Consider the following 21,242-nt stretch of genomic DNA (forward strand, 5'->3'; position numbering starts at 1 on the left):
AAAATAAACCTTTTTTTGCATAATTAGCGCTGGTCAGGCTCATTTCAATCACTACAATAGCGCCCAATTTTCTCCCCCTCCCCACACAATTCGAGGTACTTATGGAACAGGCTGCTGTCACACGCGCCAATCGAGAGGCACATCCACCCAGGCGAGCCCATAGCGAACTGGTCTATGGCATAGAGGATGTCCCACCTCTGCCCCAGACGCTGTTCGCCGCCCTGCAGCATATGCTCGCCATGTTTGTCGCCATCATTACCCCGCCCCTGATTATTGCCAATGCCCTCGGCCTCCCTGCCGCCGACACCCGTTATATCGTCTCCATGTCGCTGGTCATGTCCGGCATCGCCTCCTTCATTCAAACCCGTCGCTTCGGCCCCATCGGTTCCGGCCTGCTCTCGGTACAGGGCACCAGCTTCAACTTCCTCGGCCCCATCATCGCCTCCGGTCTCGCCCTCAAACAGGCGGCCATGCCCACCGAGGATCTGTTGGGCACATTGTTTGGCACCATGATGGTTGCCGCACTCACTATCGTGGTGATGAGCCGCTTCCTCCATCTGGTGAAACGGATCATCACCCCGCTGGTCACCGGCATAGTCGTGCTGCTGATCGGCCTGACCCTGATCAAGGTGGGTCTGATCAGCATGGGCGGCGGCTATGCTGCCCTCTCTGATGGCAGCTTCGCCAGCCACACCAACCTCTTCCTCTCCCTGCTGGTGCTCGGCCTTATCGTGTTGCTGCAGCGCAGCCGCAATCCCTGGCTGCGCCTCTCCGCCATCATGATCGCCATGCTGGCAGGCTATGCCGTGGCGCTGCTGCTGGGCAAAGTGAGCCCCCCCACCTTCGATGGCCCGCTGGTGATGGTGCCCATTCCGCTCCACTACGGCCTCGGCTTTGACTGGCAGCTGTTCGTGCCGCTCGCCATCATCTTCGTGGTGACGGCGCTCGAAGCGATCGGCGACATGACCGCCACCTCGGATATCTCCGGCGAGCCGCTGGAAGGGCCTGTCTATATGGAGCGGATCAAAGGCGGCGTGCTGGCTGATGGTGCCAACTCCATGCTGGCGGCAGTTTTCTCCACCTTCCCCATGTCCACCTTCGCCCAGAATAACGGCGTCATTCAGCTGACCGGGGTGGCCAGCCGTCACGTCGGGCTCTTTATCGCGGCCATGCTGGCCCTGCTCGGCCTGTTCCCGGCGGTCGCCAGTCTGGTGCAACAGATCCCCGAGCCCGTGCTGGGGGGCGCCACTATCGTGATGTTCGGCACCATCGCCGCCGCTGGCGTGCGCATCATTGCCCGCGAGGAGCTGGATCGCCGCGCCCTGATGATCCTGGCGGTGTCGCTGGCCATGGGGCTGGGGGTCGCACAGGTGCCGGAAGTGCTGCAACACCTGCCAGAGCTGGCCAAGAGCGTGCTCTCCTACGGCGTCGCCACCGGTGGCATTACCGCCATCGTGCTCAACCTGCTGCTGCCCAAGCGCGAAGCGTGTCACTCCTGAAACACAGCCTACCGATAGCAAACAGCCCCGCACTTGCGGGGCTTTACCTTGCCAGTCGCCACGGGTAGTGTGCTGGGCAGCCTTTTTTGAGGATGCCGCCATGCCCTATCGCCTGCTCTCCCCCCTCCCCGATACCGCTTCACCCGCACAGATACTGGCACAAGAGCAGCACTGGCTGCGCGACTGTGCCCATGACGGTCAGCCCCGCGCTCACCTGTGGCAGGCACCCCAATGCCTGATTGTCACTCGCAAAGATACCCGCCTCCCCCGTTACGAAGCCGCCTGCAAACAGCTGGCAGATGAAGGCTGGCCGGTACATGTGCGCGACAGTGGCGGTACCGCCGTGCCCCACGGAGCGGGGATCCTCAACCTATCCCTGCTGCTGCCCCGCACCACCACAGCTCTCGCCCACTACTACCAGCTGCTGGGGGCGCCGCTACTGACCCTGCTGGCAGAGTACGGCCTTGAGGGAAGCTATGACTTCGTGCCAGGCTCCTTTTGCGATGGTCAGTACAATCTGGTGATCGGGGGACGCAAGATCACCGGCACTGCCCAGCGCTGGCTGGCGCCGGGGCAGGATCACCAGGGCGCCGTGCTGGCACAAGCCATGCTGCTGGTGGCGGGTGATGTGGATGAGGGAACCAGGATGGCAAGCCGCTTCTACGAGCTGGCGGGCGGCGAACTGCGTTTTATGACGGGAACCTCCACCACGCTGGCAAGCTGCATCGATTGGCGCGGTAGCGATCAGGCACTGGTAGAGAAAGTGCAAACACGTCTGGATAGCCTGCTGAGCGAGGGGCTACCCCCCTCGTCCTGACCTTATCCCGAAGGGAGAGGGAAAGTCCCCGTCCATAGACACAGCGCACAAAAAAGCCACGACCGGAGTCGTGGCTTGTTCTTTTCAAGGGGAGCGTGAAACGGGCTGAGGCATTCAGGCCGTCTGCGGCTCCGGCTCGGCTTCGCTATCCAGATCCCGGCTAAAGTAGGCGCGGGTCTCGGCGATCACCACATGGCGCAGACCAATCAGGCCGATGAGGTTGGGCACCGCCATCAGGCCGTTAACGATATCGGCCAGCAGCCAAATCATGTCCAGATGGAGGAAAGCACCGCTCGCCACCAGCGCCAGATAGACCAGACGATAGGGCTTGATTGCCTTCACCCCGAACAGGTACTCGGTGCAGCGCTCGCCGTAGTAGTTCCAGCCAAGGATGGTGGTAAAGGCGAAGAACAGCAGGCCAATGCTCACCAGATACTGGCCAACATGGGCATCGAGCCCCTGGGCAAAGGCCAGACTGGTCATGGCCGCGCCGCTTGCATCGCCGCTCCACACGCCGGTCACCACCAGGGTCAGGCCGGTCATGGTGCAGATGATGATGGTGTCGATGAAGGTACCTGTCATGGAGACCAGCCCCTGCTCCACACACGAATCGGTCTTGGCTGCCGCCGCCGCGATGGGCGCAGAGCCCAGTCCCGATTCGTTGGAGAAAACCCCGCGCGCCACCCCTGACTGAATGGCCAGCATGATGCTGGCACCGACGAAGCCGCCGGTCGCCGCATGGCCGGTGAAGGCACTCTCGATCACCAGCATAACGGCATCGGGCAGGGCGCTGGCGTTGTTCACCAGCACGCCCAGACAGGCGACGATGTAGAAGATGGCCATGAAGGGCACCACCTTGCTCGACACGCCGGATATCGACTTGATCCCTCCCAGGGTCACCAGCGCCACGATCAGGGTCAGCACTACGGCGGTCGCTTCACGGGGCACCGAGAAGGAGAGACTCATGGCGTCGGAGATGGCATTGACCTGAGGGAAGGTACCGATGCCGAAGAAGGCCACGCCGATACCGAACAGGGCAAACAGCTTGGCGAGCGGTTTGGAACCGAGCCCCTTCTCCAGATAGTACATGGGGCCGCCAGCCATCTGGCCGTTGGCATCCTGCTCGCGGTATTTGACCGCCAGCAGGCACTCGGCATACTTGGTGGCCATGCCGAACAGTGCCGCCATCCACATCCAGAACAGGGCACCGGGGCCGCCGAGCTTGATGGCGGTAGCCACCCCGACGATGTTACCGGTACCGATGGTGGCAGAGAGTGCGGTACAGAGGGCGCCGAAGCTGGAGACATCCCCCTGCTTGCCCTGCCCCTGATCGCGACCAAAAACCAGCCGCAGAGCGAGCGGCAAGCGCACCACCTGAAGCAGACCCAGACGCAGGGTGAGATAGATACCGGTCCCGACCAGCAGGATCAGCAGGGGCGGCCCCCAGATAAAGCTATCGATGGCGGTTAACGCCGATTGAATTGATGACATGCATCCTCCTTAAGAAACAGAAATTAAGGAGGAGAAGGATGATCTTCCCATAGGTGTCGCGATCGGCCAGAGGCGATCGGATGCGGGCCAAGCCCAGGTACAACCATCCCATCCCCTCTGTCCTTTTGCCTGAGAGTTTCCGGCGCCAGCCTGCCCTTGCGGGTAGTCGTGGTGCCTTGCTCCTTCGGCGCCCGATTTAACGGGTCTCTCCAGAGTATCGTCCAGTAGCAGTCCACACCGGTTGCCCGGTACCTGAAAGATTCACTTCTTCGGTGGATGGTTGCCCATCGCTCTCCTGCTACCTTCATCCGAACTAGTTTGGATTAGGAAGTCGGCATGTTAATCCAAAAAATGTGAGCTGTCTCGCACTTGGCCACCCCCATTTATATTTTTTTAGTGACCACCAGAACCGCAGCAAGAATGTTAAATGTTAGTTAACTATCAACAAGTTAGGCTCTCACGAATCAAATGTGACCCAAACTGGAAAAATGGCGGATAGAGAACAGTGATCCCTCTCGTTTCGCCAAGAAAATCTTGCCAACATATCCAATCAAAATGCTTGCACACAGAATCAATAAGCCGATAATCCGCTGCATAACCAAGCACTTTGCCATCAGTTTATGCACTGTGTTAGGTTGGTCCCACCGGACCGCTCGCCTGACCCGGCCGTCGCCGGTTCAATCGCATATGGCTTGGGCATATCACGCCCCCTAAGGATGACCAAAAGAGAATGAACGAGACCCTGGTTGCAAAAGATGTGGTCGCACAAGATTACCGTCAGCTGGTTGAACAATTCGGCTCCCCCCTGCTGCTGCTCGACAAGGCAGCCGTCCGCAAACAGTATCGGGCCCTGGCCGCCGCCCTGCCCGATGTACGATTGCACTATGCACTCAAACCCCTGCCCCATGAGGCGGTGGTCTCTGTCTTGAAGGAAGAGGGGGCCTGTTTCGATCTGGCCACCAATGGCGAAGTGGATCTGGTGCGCAGTCAGGGGGTTCGCCCGGGGCGTTGCATTCATACCCATCCCATCAAGCGCGACAGCGATATCCGTTATGCGCTCGAGTTCGGCTGCACCGTGTTTGTCTACGACAACCCGCTGGAGCTGGAAAAGTTCATTCCCTACAAGGACGAAGTGAAACTGCTGCTGCGGGTCAGCTTCCCCAACCCCGAGACCAAGGTCGATCTCTCCAAGAAGTTTGGCTGCACTCCGGAGCAGGCGCTGCCGCTGCTGCAATTGGCCCACGCCAAGGGGATCAAGGTGATGGGGCTGTCGTTTCACGTCGGCTCGCAAGTGCCTCATGCCCGTCGCCATGTGCAGGCCATCGACGCGTGCCGCGAGATCATGGAGCAGGCCTGGGAGCTCGGGCTCAAGCCCTGGGTACTGGATATCGGCGGCGGTTTCCCGGTCGATTATGAGGGGGGCGAGTTCGATATCGACGGCTTCTGCGCGCCGATCCGCGAAGCGCTGGCCAAGCTGCCCGCTACCGTGCAGAAGATTGCCGAACCGGGCCGCTTTATCAGCGCACCGGCCATGACTTCGGTATCCAGCGTGATGGGCAAGGCCCACCGTGGCGACAAGATCTGGTACTACCTGGATGACGGTCTCTACGGCAGCTACAACGGCCAGCTCTATGACCACGTTACCTATCTGGTGAGCACGCCTTATGCCTGTGGCGATCAGCACAACTCGGTGCTCTCCGGCCCCACCTGCGACAGCGTGGATGTGATCCGCGATGGCATCATGCTGCCGGATCTGGCTATCGGCGAGTTGGTGGTTGGCAAGGTGATGGGCGCCTACACCTGGGCCTCCGCCTCCACCTTCAACTTCTTCCCCAAGGCCAGCATCCTCATTCTGGACAGCAGCCAGAAGGGGCAGAAGCTGGTGGCAGTAGCCTGAGCACACCGCTCGCTCGCCAACTGGTTCACTGGGCAAAAACAAGAGGGGGAAGCTTGAGCTTCCCCCTCTCTCATTTCACCAACCCCTATCAGATAAACTGACTGGTCAGCAGCCAGCCGGTGTAGGCGACGAAGCAGGTGAGCAGCACGCCCCCCTCCAGCCGGTTGATGCGGCCTTGGCCCTTACGGCCCAGACACATCACCAGCAGCAACAGGGTCAGCCCCATCATGATGCTCCAGTCACGGGTAAGCACCTCCGGCGCCACATCGAGCGGGTGGATGCCCGCCGCAATCCCCACCACCGCCAAGGTGTTGAACAGGTTGGAGCCGAGCACGTTGCCAAGGGCCAGATCATGCTCGTTCTTGCGAATGGCGATGAGGGACGAGGCCAGCTCCGGAAGGGAGGTACCCACCGCGACTATGGTGAGGCCAATCACCAGATCGCTGATACCAAGCGCCTGAGCGATGGTCACCGCCCCCCAGACCAACAGGCGGGAAGCGCCGATCAGCAGCACCAGCCCGACCACCAGCCAGAAGATGGCGCTCTTGAGGGACATCCCCTCGCTCTCGATATCCTCGGCGGTCTCGGTATCCAGCGCATCTCCCTTACCATTCATGCCAGCCCAGATGGACCAGCCCATCAGGGCAACGAAGACGGCCCCCAGAATGACCGCATCCATCCGGCCCAGATGGCCATCGATCAGCAGGGCGCCGGAGAGCAGGGTAATGCCGAGCAGGATCGGGATCTCCTTGCGCACAACCTGAGAGGCCACCGCGATAGGGCTGATCAGTGCCGTCAGACCCAGGATCAGTGCGATATTGGTGATGTTGGAGCCATAGGCATTACCAAGCGCCAACCCGGGATTGCCCTGGGACGCCGCCAGCGCCGAGACCACCATCTCCGGGGCCGAGGTACCAAAACCGATGATCACCATGCCGATCAGCAGCGGCGGCATCCCCGCATAACGGGCAGTGGCGGCGGCACCGTCGACAAACTTGTCTGCACTCCAGACCAGCAGCGCCAGTCCGGCAATCAGGGCAACAAAAGCCAGGGTCATAGGATCTTCATCTCTTGTTATCTGCAACGAAGCGCCAGCCCAAACGGGCAGGCACCATGGGAAAGTGGCGCCAGTGTAGCTGTGCCACCTCCCATTTCAAGGGGAAATCAAACCGTGATTAACATTTCACAGTGCAGCCAGCAGGCTCGCGGCATCGGAGACCTCGAACTTGCCCGGCGCCTCCACAAACAGCTGCTCGACCACACCATCGTTGGCGATCAACGCAAAGCGCTGGGCGCGGATACCGCCAAAGGCGCCGGTATCCTTGGCCAGGCCCAGCGCCCGGGTCCAGCTGCCGTCGCCATCCGCCAGCATGGTGATCGCCTCGGCATTCTGGGCCGTCTGCCAGGCCCGCATCACGAAGGCGTCGTTGACCGACAGACAACAGATGGCATCCACCCCTTTGGCCATGAACTGATCGGCCAGCACCACATAACCGGGCAGATGGGCATTGGAGCAGGTGGGAGTAAAGGCGCCGGGTACCGCAAACAGCACCACTTTTTTACCGGCGAACAGCGTCTTGCTATCCCGCAGCTGTTTGCCCTCGGCGGTGATAAAGGTAAATTCGCCCGCAGGCAGGGGTTGTCCTACAGCAATCATGATTTCTCGTCCTGAGTCGTGATGGGAAGTCGCCAGTTTATCCCAGAGTGACGATGTCGCCTAACAGCGGCTCTGAGCCTGACCATGGATAGCGGCAGGCATTTTCCCCTTGGGCAGACTACTCTTGAGCTGGTTTCACGGCGCCAGGAGGCCCCATGCAACACTATTACGATGGTCTGGAAATTCGTCCCCCCACCATGCGCGAACAGCAGCAACTGGACCAGCTCAATCATCAGCTTACCCATGTCAGTCAATATTGCGCCGGTTACTCCAGCGCCTATCGCCAGTGCCGCCTCGAGGATCTGGCTGAGCTGGCCACCCTGCCGCTGCTCGACAGCAAAGAGCTGTTTGCCGCCCAGCAGGCCCATCCCCCCTTCGCCGGTCTCACTGGCCGTCCCGCCAGTCAGGCACTGCGGGTCTTCTCCTGTCCGGGTCAGCTGGCCATCCCCGAGTATGCCGGGGCGGACTGGTGGGGCGCCGCTCGTGCCCTGTTTGCCGCCGGTTTCAAGGCGGGGGAGGTGATGCTCAACGGCCACGACTATCACGCGGGCCCCACCGCCTTTATCTTCGATAACGGTGCCCGCCAGCTGGGTGCCCCTGTGGTGCCTTGCGGGCCACACGATACCCAGCGCCAGCTGGAGGCGCTGCTGCGCTATCAACCCACCGGCTATGTCGGCCCGCTGGTGACCCTGCTCGACCTGCTGGAGGCTGCCGAGGCGGCGGAGATCCCGAGCGACTCGCTGCGCCACGCCCTACTGTGCGAAGCAACCCATCCCGAAACGGCACCACTGCGCGCCATCCACGGCATTGCGGCCCTCAACTGTCTGGTGTGGCAGGATGTGGGGGTGGTGGCCTACGAGAGTCAGCCCGGTCAGGGCTTTATCGTCAACGAGAGCTGCATCGTCGAGATCATCGATCCCGCCAGCGGCAATCCCGTGAGTGGCGATGCAACAGGCCAGCTAGTGGTGACCCGACTCGATCTCGAGTATCCCCTACTGCGTCTGGCCACCGACTGGCAGGGGCACTGGCTCGCCAAGCCGAGCGCTTGCGGGCGCACCAACCGACGCCTCAAGCTGGTGTAGCAGACCAAGTAAATGCACAAAGGCAGACGGGCAGCCATCAGGCTGGCCGTCTTGTCTCTGAACTGGGAAAGAAAATATCTAAAGAGAGACGTTAGCGTCTCGCCTGCCAGGTGGCAATGGCGAGCAGGGAGTCGGGGGTAAATTCGCTGGCGCGCTCGGCAATCTCGGCCAGGCTCATCCAGTGCACCGCGCTCACCTCTTCGGCCTGCAACTGCAGCGGCCCCTGATAACGGCAACTGAAGAGGCCGCCCCAAACCCGGTAGCCTTCCCCTTCAGCATAAAAGCTGCCAAAGCCCTGCAGTGGAATATCCATAATCCCCAGCTCTTCGGCCAGCTCGCGGCGGGCGGAGCGCTCCATCTCCTCACCGGTGGTGACCACGCCACCGGCGCAGGCATCCAGCATACCGGGGCAGAAATCCTTGCTGAGGGTGCGTCGCTGCACCAGGATCCGATCCGCGTCGTCGAGCACCAGAATATAGCTGGCGCGATGGCAGAGATTCTCCCGCCGCACCTTGGCTCGCTCGGCCACGCCAATCACCCGGTTATCCTCGTCCACCACATCAACCCATTCCACGCACAGGCCCTTTTATTTGTTCCATTCAAGCCCGCAGTATATCGGTGCGGTGGTTTGCCATGGCACAACTTTTTCGATGATGCCGTCAATTTGCCGAGCCCACAGGCAAAATAAGGATTCACACAAATCTTTATAAACCGTCATATCAGTGTCATCGACCGACACCATAGTGTGCCCTGTCCAGGCAATCAGGGAACCGTGTGATGAAGGTATTCAAGCAGTTATCCCCACGGCAGATCGCTCGCTACATCAAGAGCTTTCATCGAGGCTATTTTGCCATCGAGTCGCTGGGGACATTTGAATTCAACGCAGGCAGGATCAGCCTCCATGGCCTGACCTGCCGCCAGCGGCTAAGACTGGCTCGCCAGATCAATCTGGCGGTCAGACAACTTGGTCACCACAACCCCTTGCCGGACATGTGAGTCAAAGGGTCTTGCCCTACTGTCTGTTGTGCATCCATGCTTTGCCCGCCGGCTACTCGCCGCGCGGGCCGTTTTCGATATCGGTAATGATGCCGTTGCGCACCGTCACAAAGCGCATGAACTCGTTCTTGCCGAAGTTGTAGGTCCAGCGTTCACCATATTTGACCTGCACCATGTTGCCAAACTGGTTCTCCTCGTTGCGGTTGAGCTCTTCACGCAACATCGGCTCGCCGCACTTGAGCAGCATCTCGGCGGTGCTGTCACCCTCGCTGATCAGGGCGTTCTTGCAGCGCATGGCATCGGCACTGGCCGGAATGCTCAGCAGCAACAGAGCAAGCCCCGCTACATTCTTCATCTTATTGCTCATCGGGTTCTCCATATCCTCTCTAATGAGTCGCAGTATGCCTGTTCCCGTTTCTGAAACAACCAGTCAATGGCGCAAAAAAGCCGCCCTTTTCTGCTCTCCAACCTGCTGACCGCGACAAATACTGTCTATCACATAACCCAAAAACAAACGGCGACCCGAGGGTCGCCGTTTGCATCAAGCCAGCAGGATCACAGGATGTCCAGCAGCTCGACTTCAAATACCAGTGCAGAGTAAGGCGGGATAGAGCCCGCGCCACGGGCACCGTAGGCCAGATCGTGGGGGATGTAGAGCTTCCACTTGGAACCAACCGGCATCAGCTGCAGCGCTTCAACCCAGCCAGCGATCACGCCGGTCACCGGGAATTCAGCCGGCTGGCCGCGAGCAACGGAGCTGTCGAATACACCACCGTGGGTAAAGGTACCGTGGTAGTGCACACGCACGGACTGACCGGCTACCGGAACGGCACCGTTGCCTTCTACCAGCACTTCGTACTGCAGACCGGAGTCAGTCACCTTCACTTCAGCGCGCTTGGCGTTGTCAGCCAGGAAGGCTTCGCCGTCAGCAGCAGCGGCCTTGGCGGCGGCTTCCTGCTCTTCTTGCATACGCGCAGTGATCACCTGGAAGGCATCATTGATATCGTCACGGCTGACCGCGAACTCCAGACCATTCAGGGCATCTGCCAGACCTTGTTGCAGGGCCGGGATATCCAGACCGGCGAAGGCTTGCTGCGCCAGCTGATCACCCATGTTGCGGCCGATGCCATAGCTGGCCTTCTGTTCGATAGAGTCGTATTGGGACATTGAGATGTTGCTCCAGATCCATGTAGTAAAGAGGCGGGATAATATCAGACTTTTGGCCGGGGTGCTGCCGGGGGCGCCCCTGATTTCCCCGTCAGTGGGAGGAACTTCACACAAGATGCGGATGAACGCCGCCCAACGGCGGCGATCTGCTTAACCGCGATCCAGCAAGGCTCTGACCGCAGCGACCTTGGTGCCATCGGTGATATTGACCCGACCATCATCCGAAGTGCCCATATTCACTCCGTGCGGCACCATGCCGCCGCGCCAGCCCATGCCGGACATATGTACTTCGCTCACTCCGGTGAACTCGATGATGGTACGCACATTGTCGGCATTGACCCCGGCCCCCGGCATCAGGCTGGCACGCCCCGCCAGCGCCTGCTGCATCTCTTGCAGGGTTTCCAACCCAGCCAACGCGGTCGGCGCATGGCCCGAGCTCAGAATGCGCTCGCAACCGGCCGCGACTATGGTCTCCAGATCGAGGCGCCAATCGGAGGAGAGGTCGATGGCGCGATGGAAAGTGACCCCCAACGGCCCAGCGGCCTCCACCAGCTGTTTGAGTTTGGCGGCAGGCACCCGCCCCTCCTCATCCAGCAAACCGACCACTACCCCTTGCAGACCGGCAGAGCGGGCCGCCGCGATATCTTGCAGCATCATCTCGAACTCGCCGTCGTTAAAGCAAAAATCCCCGGCGCGCGGGCGGATCATGGCATAAACAGGCACGGTGGCGTGGCGGGCTGCCTGCTGCATAAAACCGTAGGAGGGGGTCAGGCCGCCCAGACCCAGCGCAGAGCAGAGCTCGATGCGATCCGCCCCGGATTGCTGGGCAGTAAACAGGGATTCCAGGTTGTCGATACAGATTTCAAGACGGGTCATGAGGACTCCTTTTTCGGGGAGATCAGACCCCACATCTGATCTCATAGATTGAGCAAGGCTGCGCCGCGCACACCACCGGCACCGCCGAAGCGGGCCTGGCGGATCTCGGGCAGGGCGACCCCGGGCAGCAAGTGACCGGGCAGACGCAGCGGCAGCTGTTCATAGAGGGCGGGCAGGCCGCTCAGGCCGCCCCCCAACACCACCACTTCGGGATCAATCACCGAAATGGCGGTGGCAAGCCCGGCGGCCATGATCTCCAACCAGCAGTCGACCGTCTCGACCGCATGGGGTTCATGGGCCTCGAAGCGTCCCACAATCTGGTGACCCGTGGCGCGCTGGCCATGGAAATGGTGATAGAGACGCTCCAGACCGGTGCCGGAGGCATAGGTTTCAAAACAGACCAGACGGCCGCAGCCGCAACGGGGACGGGGCAACTCGGGGTACTTCATCAGCATGGTCGCGGGCAAGGGGTAGTGACCAATCTCGCCAGCCAGCCAGTTGCGCCCCTGAATAAGCTTGCCCGCCAGATAGACGGCGCCGCCGATGCCGGTGCCGATGGTGACGCCGAGCGCACTGCCTGCGCTGTCGGCTGCCCCTTGATGCACTTCGGACCAGAGGAAGCAGTTGGCGTCGTTATCCACCTTGACCGGCCGCTCCAGCAGCTCGGCCAGATCGGCGCCCAGATGGCGACCATTGATGGAGGGCAGATTGGCCGCCACTATGCTGTGATCCTGGCTATTGATGACACCGGGAAAACCGATGCCGACCGAGCCCCGTGCGCCGAAGCGGGCATCCGCCTGCTCGACCCGGGAGCGGATCAGCTGCTGCAACCCCTCGTAATCGTTGCCCGGGGTGCTCATGCGCTCCTCATGGCAGAGGTTCAATGCACCGTCATAGACCGCAAAGGCGATCTTGGTGCCACCGATATCAAAGCCGTAATACATGCCAGCACTCCCTTGTCAGCCCGTGTTTATCCAACTCTGTTTCAAGGGGGACATTGTATTAATTCGCAAAAAAAATAAAGTGACCGAAGGCGAAAAACGGGAGAGTGATCAGAGCAAACGGCTCATTTGTCGCTGCAAGCAGGGCTGCCCGAGGCTTATCAGGGTGCGCTCCTCGCCATCAAAAACGAAGCCACGGCGCAGGTAGAATCCCTCGCCGATGTGGTTGCCATCAAGCAGCCACAATTTGACGCTATGGCAACCGGCGCGGCGCATCTGCATCGCCACCGCCTGCCACAGCCGTTTACCATAACCTTGTCGCCAGTGGTCGGGATGGAGGTAAAAAGCGCGGATCAGGGCATGACTCTGTCCCGCGTCCTGCTGTGGTTGCCAGTAGAGCAGGCCAATCACTACCTCATCGAGACAAAGCAGCATGGGCCTTGGGCCCGGCTCGGCCAGACGGCTCTGCCAGATTTGCAGATGAGCGGTGACGTCCAGCTGTTCCAGCAGGTCGGCACCGAGCACCTGGCCATAGGCAGCGAGCCAGCTGGCTCGCTGCATCACCGTCATGGCGGCGGCATCGTCGCTGCGCGCCATGCGCAGGCTTATGCCTTGCATTGGGGCACCAGACCATTGGCGCGAGCCTGCTCATAGAGCGGCAGCACTTGCGCCTGTTGCGCCTGCAACTCGGCGATCCGGTTCTCGTTGCTCGGGTGGGTGGAGAGCAGTTGCGGCGGGGTGTTGCCACCGGCGGCGGCACTCATGTTTTGCCACAGGGGGATTGCCTCGGCCGGATTGAACCCGGCACGCGCCATCAGCTCAAGCCCCAGCCGATCCGCTTCGCTCTCCTGAGTGCGGCCGTAGGGCAGCATCACCCCCACCTCGACCCCGAGGCCAAGGGCGGCCATGGTGGCGCCGCGATACTCGCTGGTGCCCATGGCGATGTCCGCAGCCGCCAGACCGATCCCCGCCAGCTGGCTGCGCGAGAGTCGTTCGTTGGAGTGCTGGGCCAGCACGTGAGTCAACTCGTGGCCGATGACGGTCGCCAGCTGATCCTGATTCTTGGCCACCTTGAGCAGGCCGCTGTAGACCCCGATCTTGCCGCCGGGCAGGGCGAAGGCGTTGACCTGTTTGGAGTCAAACACCACCACTTCCCAGTTGGTGATGCCATAGCTGGCCGGCACCTGGGCGGTCACCGCCTTGGCGACACAGGAGACATAGGCGTTGAGTTTGGCATCCTTGCTCACCTTCTCCTGCTTTTTCATCTGCTCGAAGGAGTCAGCGCCCAGCTGGTTCATCTGCTGGGGAGAGTAGAGCAGCATCTGGCTGCGGCCGGTCGGCGACTGGGCGCAGGCGACCAGCAGGGAACTACAGAGGGCTACCAGGCCAAACTTGGTGAGGGACGCAATCATGAAGGGATCCTTTGCCATAACGTTGCCCTATTCTCGGAAATGCCGCCCGGCTACGCAAGGGAGCCAGCCCCCGGCTGGCGGAAAAATATCCATCCTGCGCTATTAACAAAACTGACAGCTGCCAAAAACAAAACGAGCCCGCTTGGGGCTCGTTTTATCAGGGCATGCTGACTGCAGGCAGTTACATGATACCCAGCTTTTTCAGGTCAGCCTGTACCACCTTGGCCGGCACCGGCACGTAGCCATCTTTGGCAACGATGTTCTGGCCTGCTTTGGAGAGCATCATCTTGACGAACTCTTGCTCCATCGGGGAGAGCGGCTTGTTCGGATGCTTGTTCACGTAAACGTACAGGAAGCGTGACAGCGGATACTTGCCGGTGATGGCGTTATCGGAGGTCGCTTCGATGAAGGTCTTGCCATCTTTGGAGAGCGGTACCGCACGCACGCCGGAGGTGACATAACCGATACCGGAGTAGCCGATGCCGTTCAGGGAGGCAGAGACAGACTGCACCACGGAGGCAGAACCCGGCTGCTCGTTCACGCCGCTCTTGAAGTCGCCGTTACACAGGGCGTGCTCCTTGAAGTAACCGTAGGTACCGGATACGGAGTTGCGACCGAACAGTTGCAGATCCTTGCTTGACCAGTTGCCGTCCAGACCCAGATCAGACCACTTGGTGGCAGCCTTGGCTTCGCCGCACTTGAGGGTGCTGGAGAAGATGGCGTCGATCTGCGGCATGGTCAGCCCCTTGATGGGGTTGTCCTTGTTGACGAACACCGCCAGGGCATCGACTGCAACGCGGATGGCAGTCGGCTTGTAGCCGTAACGCTTCTCGAATGCTTCCTCTTCACCGGCCTTCATGGCACGGCTCATCGGGCCGAACTGGGCAACACCTTCGGTCAGGGCAGTCGGGGCGGTAGAAGAACCGGCGGCCTGGATCTGCACGTTGACGTTGGGGTACAAACGCTTAAATTCTTCGGCCCACAGGGTCATCATGTTGGCCAGGGTGTCCGAGCCGACAGAGGACAGGTTGCCCGAAATGCCGCTGGTCGGTGTGTAATCCGGCAGGTCTTTATCCACACCGGCAGCCAGGGCGCTGACAGAAAACAGGGTTGCTGCGGTGAATCCGATTACACCAGCCAGTTTGTTGAGTTTCATCCAATCTCTCCAAAGTTACAGAAGGTCCGTTCTTAAGACGGCGCCAGTATCTGACCTGGCAGTGACAAATTTATGGATTTAATGTGACACTTTAATGACATGGCGACAGATTTGAACAAATGAAAAGAGGGCCCGTTCAAAGGCCCTCTTTTTGCAGCTAACTCATTGCCATAAAAGACTATTTAATCACCACCATCCGGCTCGGGATGAGAAAGCTGAAGCGGCTGCCAAGGCCGACCCGGCTCTCGATATCGAGCTGGCAGTCGTGATGACTGAGGGCATGCTTGACGATGGCAAGGCCCAAGCCTGAGCCGCCGGTATGGCGCGAGCGTGCCTTGTCGACCCGATAAAACCGCTCGGTCAGCCGTGCCAGATGCTCGGGGGCAATCCCCTCCCCTTCATCGCTCACGGCAAACAGCGCCATCGCCCCCTGCTTGCGCCACTCCACGGTAATTTTTCGCCCCGCCGGGGTGTAGTGAATGGCGTTGTAGACCAGGTTGGAGACAGCACTGCGCAGCTGCTCCTGATCCCCGCGCACCAGAAGATTGGGCTGCACCACAAATTCGAGCTGGTGGGCCCGTTCGCCCGAGAGCGCCCGCGCCTCCTGCTCCAGCAGCCCCAGCATGGCAGGCATGTCCACCAGATGGGAGAGATCCACGGTCGGAGCCGCCTCGATACGGGAGAGGGTGAGCAGCTGATTGACCAGATTATCCATCCGGATGGTCTGCTCCATCATCACCCGATGCGCCTTGGCCCACATGGCGGGCGGGGGCGGCTCCTCGGTCATCTCCAGATAGCCCTTGAGCACGGTCAGCGGGGTGCGGAGCTCGTGGGAGACGTTGGAGACAAAGTGCTTGCGGGTCTTCTCGAGACTGCGCAAGCGGGTGACATCCCGCACCACCAGCATCGCCTGATCCGAGGCGTAGGGCATGATCCGAAACTCGAGAAACTTCTCCTCGTTGACCGGGGAGTGCATCTCGAGGGGCTCGTCATACGCTCCCTTGCCCAGATAGGCGTTAAAGGCCGGATTGCGAATGAGGTTGCCGATATGCTGGCCGGCATCCTCCGGCCAGCGAAAACCGAGCAGTTGCTCCGCCAGCCGGTTGCACCAGAGGATGCTGCCATCGGTGCGAAACACCACGGCGGCATCGGGCAGCGCCTCGGCCCCCTCCCGGAAGCGGCGGATCAGCCCCGCCAGCTCGCGGCGACGGGCGCGGTGACGCTGCTGCAGCTTGTAGATACCGTTGAAGATGTACTCCCAGCTGCCATTGCCGCTGGGGGGCACCAGGCTGCGGTCGTGCCACAGCCAGTCAGAGAGCCGCTTCTGGAAGCGATAGTGCCAGCCCAGATGCAACACGGCCGCCACCAACAGGCAGAGGGCAAGATGATCAATCAACCAGCCAACCAATGCGAAGGGGGCGTAAAAAAACGCCATTCGCCACAACTGTCGCCGCCAGGCGTAAGGTTGCAACATAACTGCCTCTAGAGACGGGTTGAGAAGCGGTATCCGGCTCCACGCACCGTCTGGATCAATCTGTCGTGCCCTGTCTCTTCAATCGCCTTGCGCAGGCGACGAATATGCACATCCACGGTTCTGTCCTCGACGTACACATTGGTACCCCAGACATTATTGAGCAGCTGTTCACGGCTGTAGACCCGCTCGGGGTGAGTCATAAAGAAGTGAAGCAGCTTGAATTCGGTCGGCCCCATGTCGAGCGCCTTCTCTTCGGCACTGACCCGGTGGGAGACAGGATCGAGTTTCAGCCCCTGCACCTCGATCACCTCATCCACCGAGGTGGGCGACACGCGGCGCATCACCGCATGGAGGCGAGCGGTCAGCTCCTTGGGCGAGAACGGCTTGGTGATGTAGTCGTCGGCTCCGGCCTCCAGACCACGCACCTTGTCCTCCTCTTCACCGCGAGCGGTGAGCATCACCACCGGGATCTGGCGCGTCACCTCATCCTGCTTGAGCTGCCTGATAAACTGGATGCCACTGCCGCCCGGCATCATCCAGTCGAGCACGATGAGTTCGGGGTAGGGTTCGCGCACCTTCGCCAGTCCATCGGCGTAATCTTCCGCTTCAATCGTCTCATATCCCTTCTGCTCCAACACGAAGCAGAGCATTTCGCGGATCGGTGCTTCGTCCTCGACCACCAGAATTCGCTTAGCCATTCCCTTCTCTCTCCTCTGTGAAGATGGGTGCGCCAATTATTAGAATTTTCTGTGACACTTTTATGACTTTATGACAGGCGGGATGATAAACGTTTTCAGATTCAGTTGGCAGCAGTACGTTGCAACAAGTCCCACCGGTTGCCGCTGATATCCTCAAACACCACCACGGTGCCATAAGGCTCGTCACGGGGCTGTTCACAAAAATGAACACCGTACGCCTGCATGCGCTGGTAATCCCCCCAGAAATCAGTGGTCTCGAGGAACAGAAATACCCGGCCACCGCCCTGCTGGCCGATGGCGGCCTGCTGCTGCGCATTGGCCCCTTGTGCCAGCAGCAGTGCAGAACCGGAGGCGCCTTTGGGGGCAACCCGCACCCAGCGCTTGCCCGGTTTGCCCGGCTCGTCGAGCCGGGTGTCTTCCAGGAGCACAAAGCCAAGTCCCTCGGTAAAAAAGCGAATGGCCTGATCGTAATCAGCCACCAGCAGGGTCAGCGCCCCTATGTGTTGTGACATGGCAGAAAATCCTCAACGGATGAGTCAACGGGCGCAATGCCCCGGCCAGGGCGCATCATAGCGGCTGGACGGGCAGGGCTCCAGCCGTCATGTGCGTCTTGAAAACAACCGGTGAGGGGGAGTGAGCACTCAAGGGGCTTCGCGCAGCGTCCGGTAGAGGGTGGTGCGGCTGATCCCCAGCTGGCGCGCGGCCTCGCTCACATTGCCGCCGCATGCCGCCAGCGTTTGCTGCACCTGCCGCCGGGTTTGTTCACGCAAACTGGTCGCCTCCCCCATCGGCAAGACGCCGGGCTCTGTGGCCACACTGGGCAGATGCAGGTGGGCGGGTTCTATCCAACCCAACCCCTCTGCCAGCACACAGGCCACTTCCAGTGCCTGCTTGAGCTGGCGCACGTTGCCGGGCAGCGGATGGGCCAGCAGCTGTTGCTCCGCATCGCGGGTCAGACGCAGGGTCGGGTCCATCTCCGCCAACAGTCGCAGGATCAACCCCAGACGCTCAGCGGCAGGCCAACGGCGCAGCGGCATCAGCTGCTGACGCCAGCCGCAGATCCGGTAATAGAGGTCTTCGCGAAATGCGCCACTCTGCACCATGGCCGCCAGATCCCGGTGGCTGGCACTGACCAGCCAGAAATCCACCGCCTCCGGCTTGTGACTGCCAACCGGCGTCACGCTGCGCTCCTGCAATACCCGCAGCAGTCGGGTTTGAGCCTGCAGCGGCAGTTCGCCAATTTCATCGAGCATCAGCATGCCGCCATGGGCTGCACGCAGATAACCCTGACTGCCCTGGCTGCGGGCACCGCTGAAGGCCCCGCCCACATACCCAAACAGCTCGGCTTCCACCAGATCTGCTGGTAACGCGCCACAGTTGACACACACCAGTGGCTGCTCCCGCCGACTGGACGCTCGGTGCAGGGCCCGCACCAGATGCTCTTTCCCGCTGCCGGTCTCCCCCTCGATAAGCAGCGAAATGCCGCGCTCCAGCATCTTGAGCGGCACCTGCTGCGGATGTTGCACCGGGCTTGAGTGACCCGGCAGCGCGGTGCAGGAAGAGGTCACGTCCGCTTCTGGCTCCAGCCGCAAGCCACGCCCCTCGCGCAGCAGTTGCCTGCCATCGAAAGGGTGCTGGCCGAGCCAGAGTCGGCCTGCCCGGTTGGCGCCGAGCAGCTCCCCCTCCTCTCCCAGCAGCAGGCGAGCGGACCAGAGGCTCTGGGGATCGAGATCCACCAGCCAGCCCGGCTGGCGTGCCAACAGCGCGTTTTCGAGGGTCATGGCCAACAGCCGCACCGTGCCCAGCATATCGCCATCGTGATGGGCAGCATCGGTGGAGATATCGAGCACCCCGAGCAATTGCCCATCCGGCCCGAGCAACGGGCAAGCGCTGCAACTGAGGAAGCTGTGCTGGGCGAAGAAGTGCTGATTGCCGAGCACCTGCACTTCGCTCTGTTCGGCCAGCGCGGTACCGATGGCGTTGGTGCCCTTGCTCGCCTCCCCCCAGCGGGCGCCACTGCGCAAAAAGATACGCTCGGCATGGCGGGCGAACCCCTCGTCACCACTGGCGGCCAGAATGGCCCCCTCACCGTCACACAACAACAGGCGACAGGGGCGACCCGCCAGCAACTGGGCAAACAGCGGCAGCACGAAGCGCTGGAAGCAGGCGATCAGCGCCCTGTGCTGCTCCTGACGGGCCGACAGCTCCCCCTGGGGCAGCAAGTCCAGATCGGCGCTCTGCTGACGGCTCAGCCCCTGATGCAGGCAACGCTGCCAGGAACGCTGGATCGGACCGGGACCGGGTTGAAGTGACTCACTCATCACGCCTCCTGTTCACAAACAGCACGACTGTCTCGGCCACTGTCCAGAAACGGTACAGTTTTATCGCAATAGCCGTGATCATTGGTTAACCAAGATACGCCGCCACACCCCATTTGATAACGTTTTTGTAACCTTTTACCTGCTGGTCAGACCCTTTGGCACGCCCCTTGCGATATCAGCTGCCAACCGGTCTGTCAGTCAGCCCGGTCAGGATCACACACATAAAGGATGATGAGATGATTTATACCGCTCCCGGTCAGGCAGGTGCCCTGGTCAGCTTCAAATCCCGTTACGACAACTTCATCGGCGGTGAGTGGGTGGCTCCTCGCGCCGGCCGCTACTTTGAAAACATCTCGCCGGTGGATGGCAAAGTATTCTGCGAGGTCGCCCGCTCCGACGCCGCCGATATCGAGCTGGCGCTGGATGCCGCCCACAAGGCGTTCACCATCTGGAGCAAGACCAGCGTCACCGAGCGCAGCAACCTGTTGCTGCGCATCGCCGATCGCATCGAGCAGAACATCGAAAGGCTCGCCATCGCCGAAACCTGGGAGAACGGCAAGGCGGTGCGTGAAACCCTGGCCGCCGACCTGCCGCTGGTGGTGGATCACTTCCGCTACTTCGCTGGCTGCATTCGTGCTCAGGAGGGCTCGGCCGCCGAGCTGGATCAGAACACCGTCAGCTACCACTTCAAGGAGCCCATCGGCGTGGTCGGCCAGATCATCCCGTGGAACTTCCCGCTGCTGATGGCCGCCTGGAAGCTTGCCCCTGTGCTGGCGGCCGGTTGCTGCAGCGTGCTCAAGCCCGCCGAGCAGACCCCGGTCACCATCATGCTGATGATGGATCTCATCAAGGACATCCTGCCTGCCGGCGTAGTCAACGTGGTCAACGGCTTCGGCGCCGAGGCAGGTCAGGCTCTGGCCACCAGCAACCGGATCCAGAAACTCGCCTTCACCGGTTCGACCGAAGTGGGCGCCCATATCCTGCGCTGCGCCGCCGACAAGCTGATCCCCTCCACCGTGGAGCTGGGGGGCAAGTCCCCCAATATCTACTTCGCCGACGTGATGCAGCACGAGAGCAGCTACATCGACAAGGCGGTAGAAGGGATGCTGATGACCTTCTTCAACCAGGGGGAAGTGTGTACCTGTCCCTCCCGCGCGCTGGTGCAGGCCAACATCTATGACGACTTCATGGACAGGGTGCTGGCCCGTGCTCGCACCATAGTGCAGGGCAACCCCCTCGATACCGCCACTCAGGTGGGGGCGCAGGCGTCCCGCGAGCAGTTCGACAAGATCCTGAGCTACATGGAGATCGGCCGCGGCGAAGGGGCCAAGATGCTGATCGGCGGCGGCCCGGCCAAGGTGAGCGGACTGGAGGGGGGATTCTACATCCAGCCCACCATCTTCTCCGGTCAGAACAAGATGCGGGTGTTCCAGGAGGAGATCTTCGGGCCAGCGCTCGGGGTCACCACCTTCAAGGACGAGGCGGATGCTCTGGCCATTGCCAACGACACCCAGTACGGGTTGGGGGCAGGCCTGTGGACCCGCGACAGCAATCTGGCCTGGCGCATGGGGCGTGGCATTCAGGCTGGCCGGGTCTGGGTCAACTGCTACCACGCCTACCCGGCACACGCCGCCTTTGGCGGTTACAAAAAGTCGGGGATCGGCCGTGAGACCCACAAGATGATGCTGGACCACTACCAGAACACCAAGAACCTGCTGGTAAGTCACGACATCAACCCGCTCGGCTTCTTCTAGCGCA

Annotated in this window: 21 protein-coding genes and 1 riboswitch; of the genes, 6 read left to right on the plus strand and 15 right to left on the minus strand. The window is 61.0% G+C overall.

Features of this window, described 5'->3' with window-relative positions:
• Positions 1 to 101: 101 nt before the first annotated feature.
• Together ACB042_RS07655 and ACB042_RS07660 are read left to right on the plus strand one after the other, a co-directional pair.
• Positions 102 to 1,499 (plus strand): nucleobase:cation symporter-2 family protein, encoded by a 1,398-nt coding sequence (locus ACB042_RS07655; RefSeq protein WP_371178178.1) that lies wholly within the window; start codon positions 102 to 104, stop codon positions 1,497 to 1,499.
• Positions 1,500 to 1,599: 100 nt separating this feature from the next.
• Complete coding sequence (locus tag ACB042_RS07660) at positions 1,600 to 2,316, plus strand: protein ligase (RefSeq protein WP_279485930.1); 717 nt, start codon at positions 1,600 to 1,602, stop codon at positions 2,314 to 2,316.
• Positions 2,317 to 2,430: 114 nt separating this feature from the next.
• Here ACB042_RS07660 and ACB042_RS07665 read toward each other — a convergent pair whose 3' ends face one another.
• The gene (locus ACB042_RS07665; protein ID WP_279485931.1) at positions 2,431 to 3,807 is read right to left on the minus strand and encodes a sodium:alanine symporter family protein; all 1,377 of its coding nucleotides are present in this window, start codon (positions 3,805 to 3,807) and stop codon (positions 2,431 to 2,433) included.
• A gap of 107 nt (positions 3,808 to 3,914) precedes the next feature.
• Positions 3,915 to 4,030: riboswitch (glycine riboswitch) on the minus strand.
• Between the two features lie 507 nt (positions 4,031 to 4,537).
• Here ACB042_RS07665 and ACB042_RS07670 point away from each other — a divergent pair.
• Entirely contained in the window at positions 4,538 to 5,704 is a 1,167-nt protein-coding gene (locus ACB042_RS07670; RefSeq protein ID WP_371178180.1) for a type III PLP-dependent enzyme, read from the plus strand.
• Between the two features lie 88 nt (positions 5,705 to 5,792).
• Here ACB042_RS07670 and ACB042_RS07675 read toward each other — a convergent pair whose 3' ends face one another.
• Positions 5,793 to 6,761, minus strand: a complete 969-nt coding sequence (locus ACB042_RS07675; RefSeq protein ID WP_005343920.1) for a calcium/sodium antiporter — start codon at positions 6,759 to 6,761, stop codon at positions 5,793 to 5,795.
• Positions 6,762 to 6,887: 126 nt separating this feature from the next.
• Complete coding sequence (locus tag ACB042_RS07680; protein WP_139741799.1) at positions 6,888 to 7,361, minus strand: peroxiredoxin; 474 nt, start codon at positions 7,359 to 7,361, stop codon at positions 6,888 to 6,890.
• 155 nt (positions 7,362 to 7,516) lie between these two features.
• Between ACB042_RS07680 and ACB042_RS07685 the strand changes: the two genes are divergently transcribed.
• Entirely contained in the window at positions 7,517 to 8,443 is a 927-nt protein-coding gene (locus ACB042_RS07685; RefSeq protein WP_371178181.1) for a phenylacetate--CoA ligase family protein, read from the plus strand.
• Between the two features lie 91 nt (positions 8,444 to 8,534).
• Here ACB042_RS07685 and yfcD read toward each other — a convergent pair whose 3' ends face one another.
• Entirely contained in the window at positions 8,535 to 9,017 is a 483-nt protein-coding gene (gene yfcD, locus ACB042_RS07690) for an NUDIX hydrolase YfcD (RefSeq protein ID WP_201947473.1), read from the minus strand.
• Between the two features lie 203 nt (positions 9,018 to 9,220).
• Here yfcD and ACB042_RS07695 point away from each other — a divergent pair, with 203 nt between their 5' ends.
• Positions 9,221 to 9,439 carry a DUF1107 family protein gene (locus tag ACB042_RS07695; protein ID WP_203118191.1) on the plus strand — a complete coding sequence of 73 codons (219 nt, stop codon included), beginning with the start codon at positions 9,221 to 9,223 and terminating at the stop codon, positions 9,437 to 9,439.
• Between the two features lie 52 nt (positions 9,440 to 9,491).
• Here ACB042_RS07695 and ACB042_RS07700 read toward each other — a convergent pair whose 3' ends face one another.
• From ACB042_RS07700 to ACB042_RS07750, 11 genes are all read right to left on the minus strand, one after another.
• On the minus strand, positions 9,492 to 9,806 hold the full coding sequence (locus tag ACB042_RS07700; RefSeq protein ID WP_201947470.1) for a DUF2845 domain-containing protein: 315 nt from the start codon (positions 9,804 to 9,806) through the stop codon (positions 9,492 to 9,494).
• Positions 9,807 to 9,994: 188 nt separating this feature from the next.
• Entirely contained in the window at positions 9,995 to 10,606 is a 612-nt protein-coding gene (locus ACB042_RS07705) for an FKBP-type peptidyl-prolyl cis-trans isomerase (protein WP_005338405.1), read from the minus strand.
• Positions 10,607 to 10,756: 150 nt separating this feature from the next.
• Positions 10,757 to 11,482, minus strand: a complete 726-nt coding sequence (locus tag ACB042_RS07710; RefSeq protein ID WP_371178182.1) for a copper homeostasis protein CutC — start codon at positions 11,480 to 11,482, stop codon at positions 10,757 to 10,759.
• A 41-nt stretch (positions 11,483 to 11,523) separates the two neighbouring features.
• A complete protein-coding gene (locus ACB042_RS07715) occupies positions 11,524 to 12,426 on the minus strand; it encodes an ROK family protein (RefSeq protein WP_371178183.1) in 903 nt (300 codons plus the stop codon).
• Positions 12,427 to 12,534: 108 nt separating this feature from the next.
• Positions 12,535 to 13,041: an N-acetyltransferase family protein gene (locus ACB042_RS07720; protein ID WP_371178184.1), complete on the minus strand. Its 507-nt coding sequence runs from the start codon at positions 13,039 to 13,041 to the stop codon at positions 12,535 to 12,537.
• Entirely contained in the window at positions 13,029 to 13,835 is an 807-nt protein-coding gene (locus ACB042_RS07725; RefSeq protein WP_005358873.1) for a M48 family metallopeptidase, read from the minus strand. The genes ACB042_RS07720 and ACB042_RS07725 overlap by 13 nt, the downstream gene beginning before the upstream one ends.
• A 181-nt stretch (positions 13,836 to 14,016) precedes the next feature.
• Positions 14,017 to 14,991, minus strand: coding sequence for a PstS family phosphate ABC transporter substrate-binding protein (locus ACB042_RS07730; RefSeq protein ID WP_005338411.1), 975 nt, complete (start codon positions 14,989 to 14,991; stop codon positions 14,017 to 14,019).
• 178 nt (positions 14,992 to 15,169) lie between these two features.
• The gene (phoR, locus tag ACB042_RS07735; protein ID WP_005338413.1) at positions 15,170 to 16,465 is read right to left on the minus strand and encodes a phosphate regulon sensor histidine kinase PhoR; all 1,296 of its coding nucleotides are present in this window, start codon (positions 16,463 to 16,465) and stop codon (positions 15,170 to 15,172) included.
• A gap of 8 nt (positions 16,466 to 16,473) precedes the next feature.
• Complete coding sequence (phoB, locus tag ACB042_RS07740; protein WP_371178185.1) at positions 16,474 to 17,163, minus strand: phosphate regulon transcriptional regulator PhoB; 690 nt, start codon at positions 17,161 to 17,163, stop codon at positions 16,474 to 16,476.
• Between the two features lie 101 nt (positions 17,164 to 17,264).
• Entirely contained in the window at positions 17,265 to 17,675 is a 411-nt protein-coding gene (locus ACB042_RS07745; RefSeq protein ID WP_371178186.1) for a VOC family protein, read from the minus strand.
• A 129-nt stretch (positions 17,676 to 17,804) separates the two neighbouring features.
• Positions 17,805 to 19,484: a sigma-54-dependent Fis family transcriptional regulator gene (locus ACB042_RS07750; protein WP_371178187.1), complete on the minus strand. Its 1,680-nt coding sequence runs from the start codon at positions 19,482 to 19,484 to the stop codon at positions 17,805 to 17,807.
• 236 nt (positions 19,485 to 19,720) lie between these two features.
• Here ACB042_RS07750 and ACB042_RS07755 point away from each other — a divergent pair, with 236 nt between their 5' ends.
• Complete coding sequence (locus tag ACB042_RS07755; RefSeq protein WP_371178188.1) at positions 19,721 to 21,238, plus strand: aldehyde dehydrogenase family protein; 1,518 nt, start codon at positions 19,721 to 19,723, stop codon at positions 21,236 to 21,238.
• Positions 21,239 to 21,242 lie beyond the last annotated feature (4 nt).

Source organism: Aeromonas sp. S13(2024) (assembly GCF_041402405.1).
Lineage (GTDB): Bacteria > Pseudomonadota > Gammaproteobacteria > Enterobacterales > Aeromonadaceae > Aeromonas > Aeromonas veronii.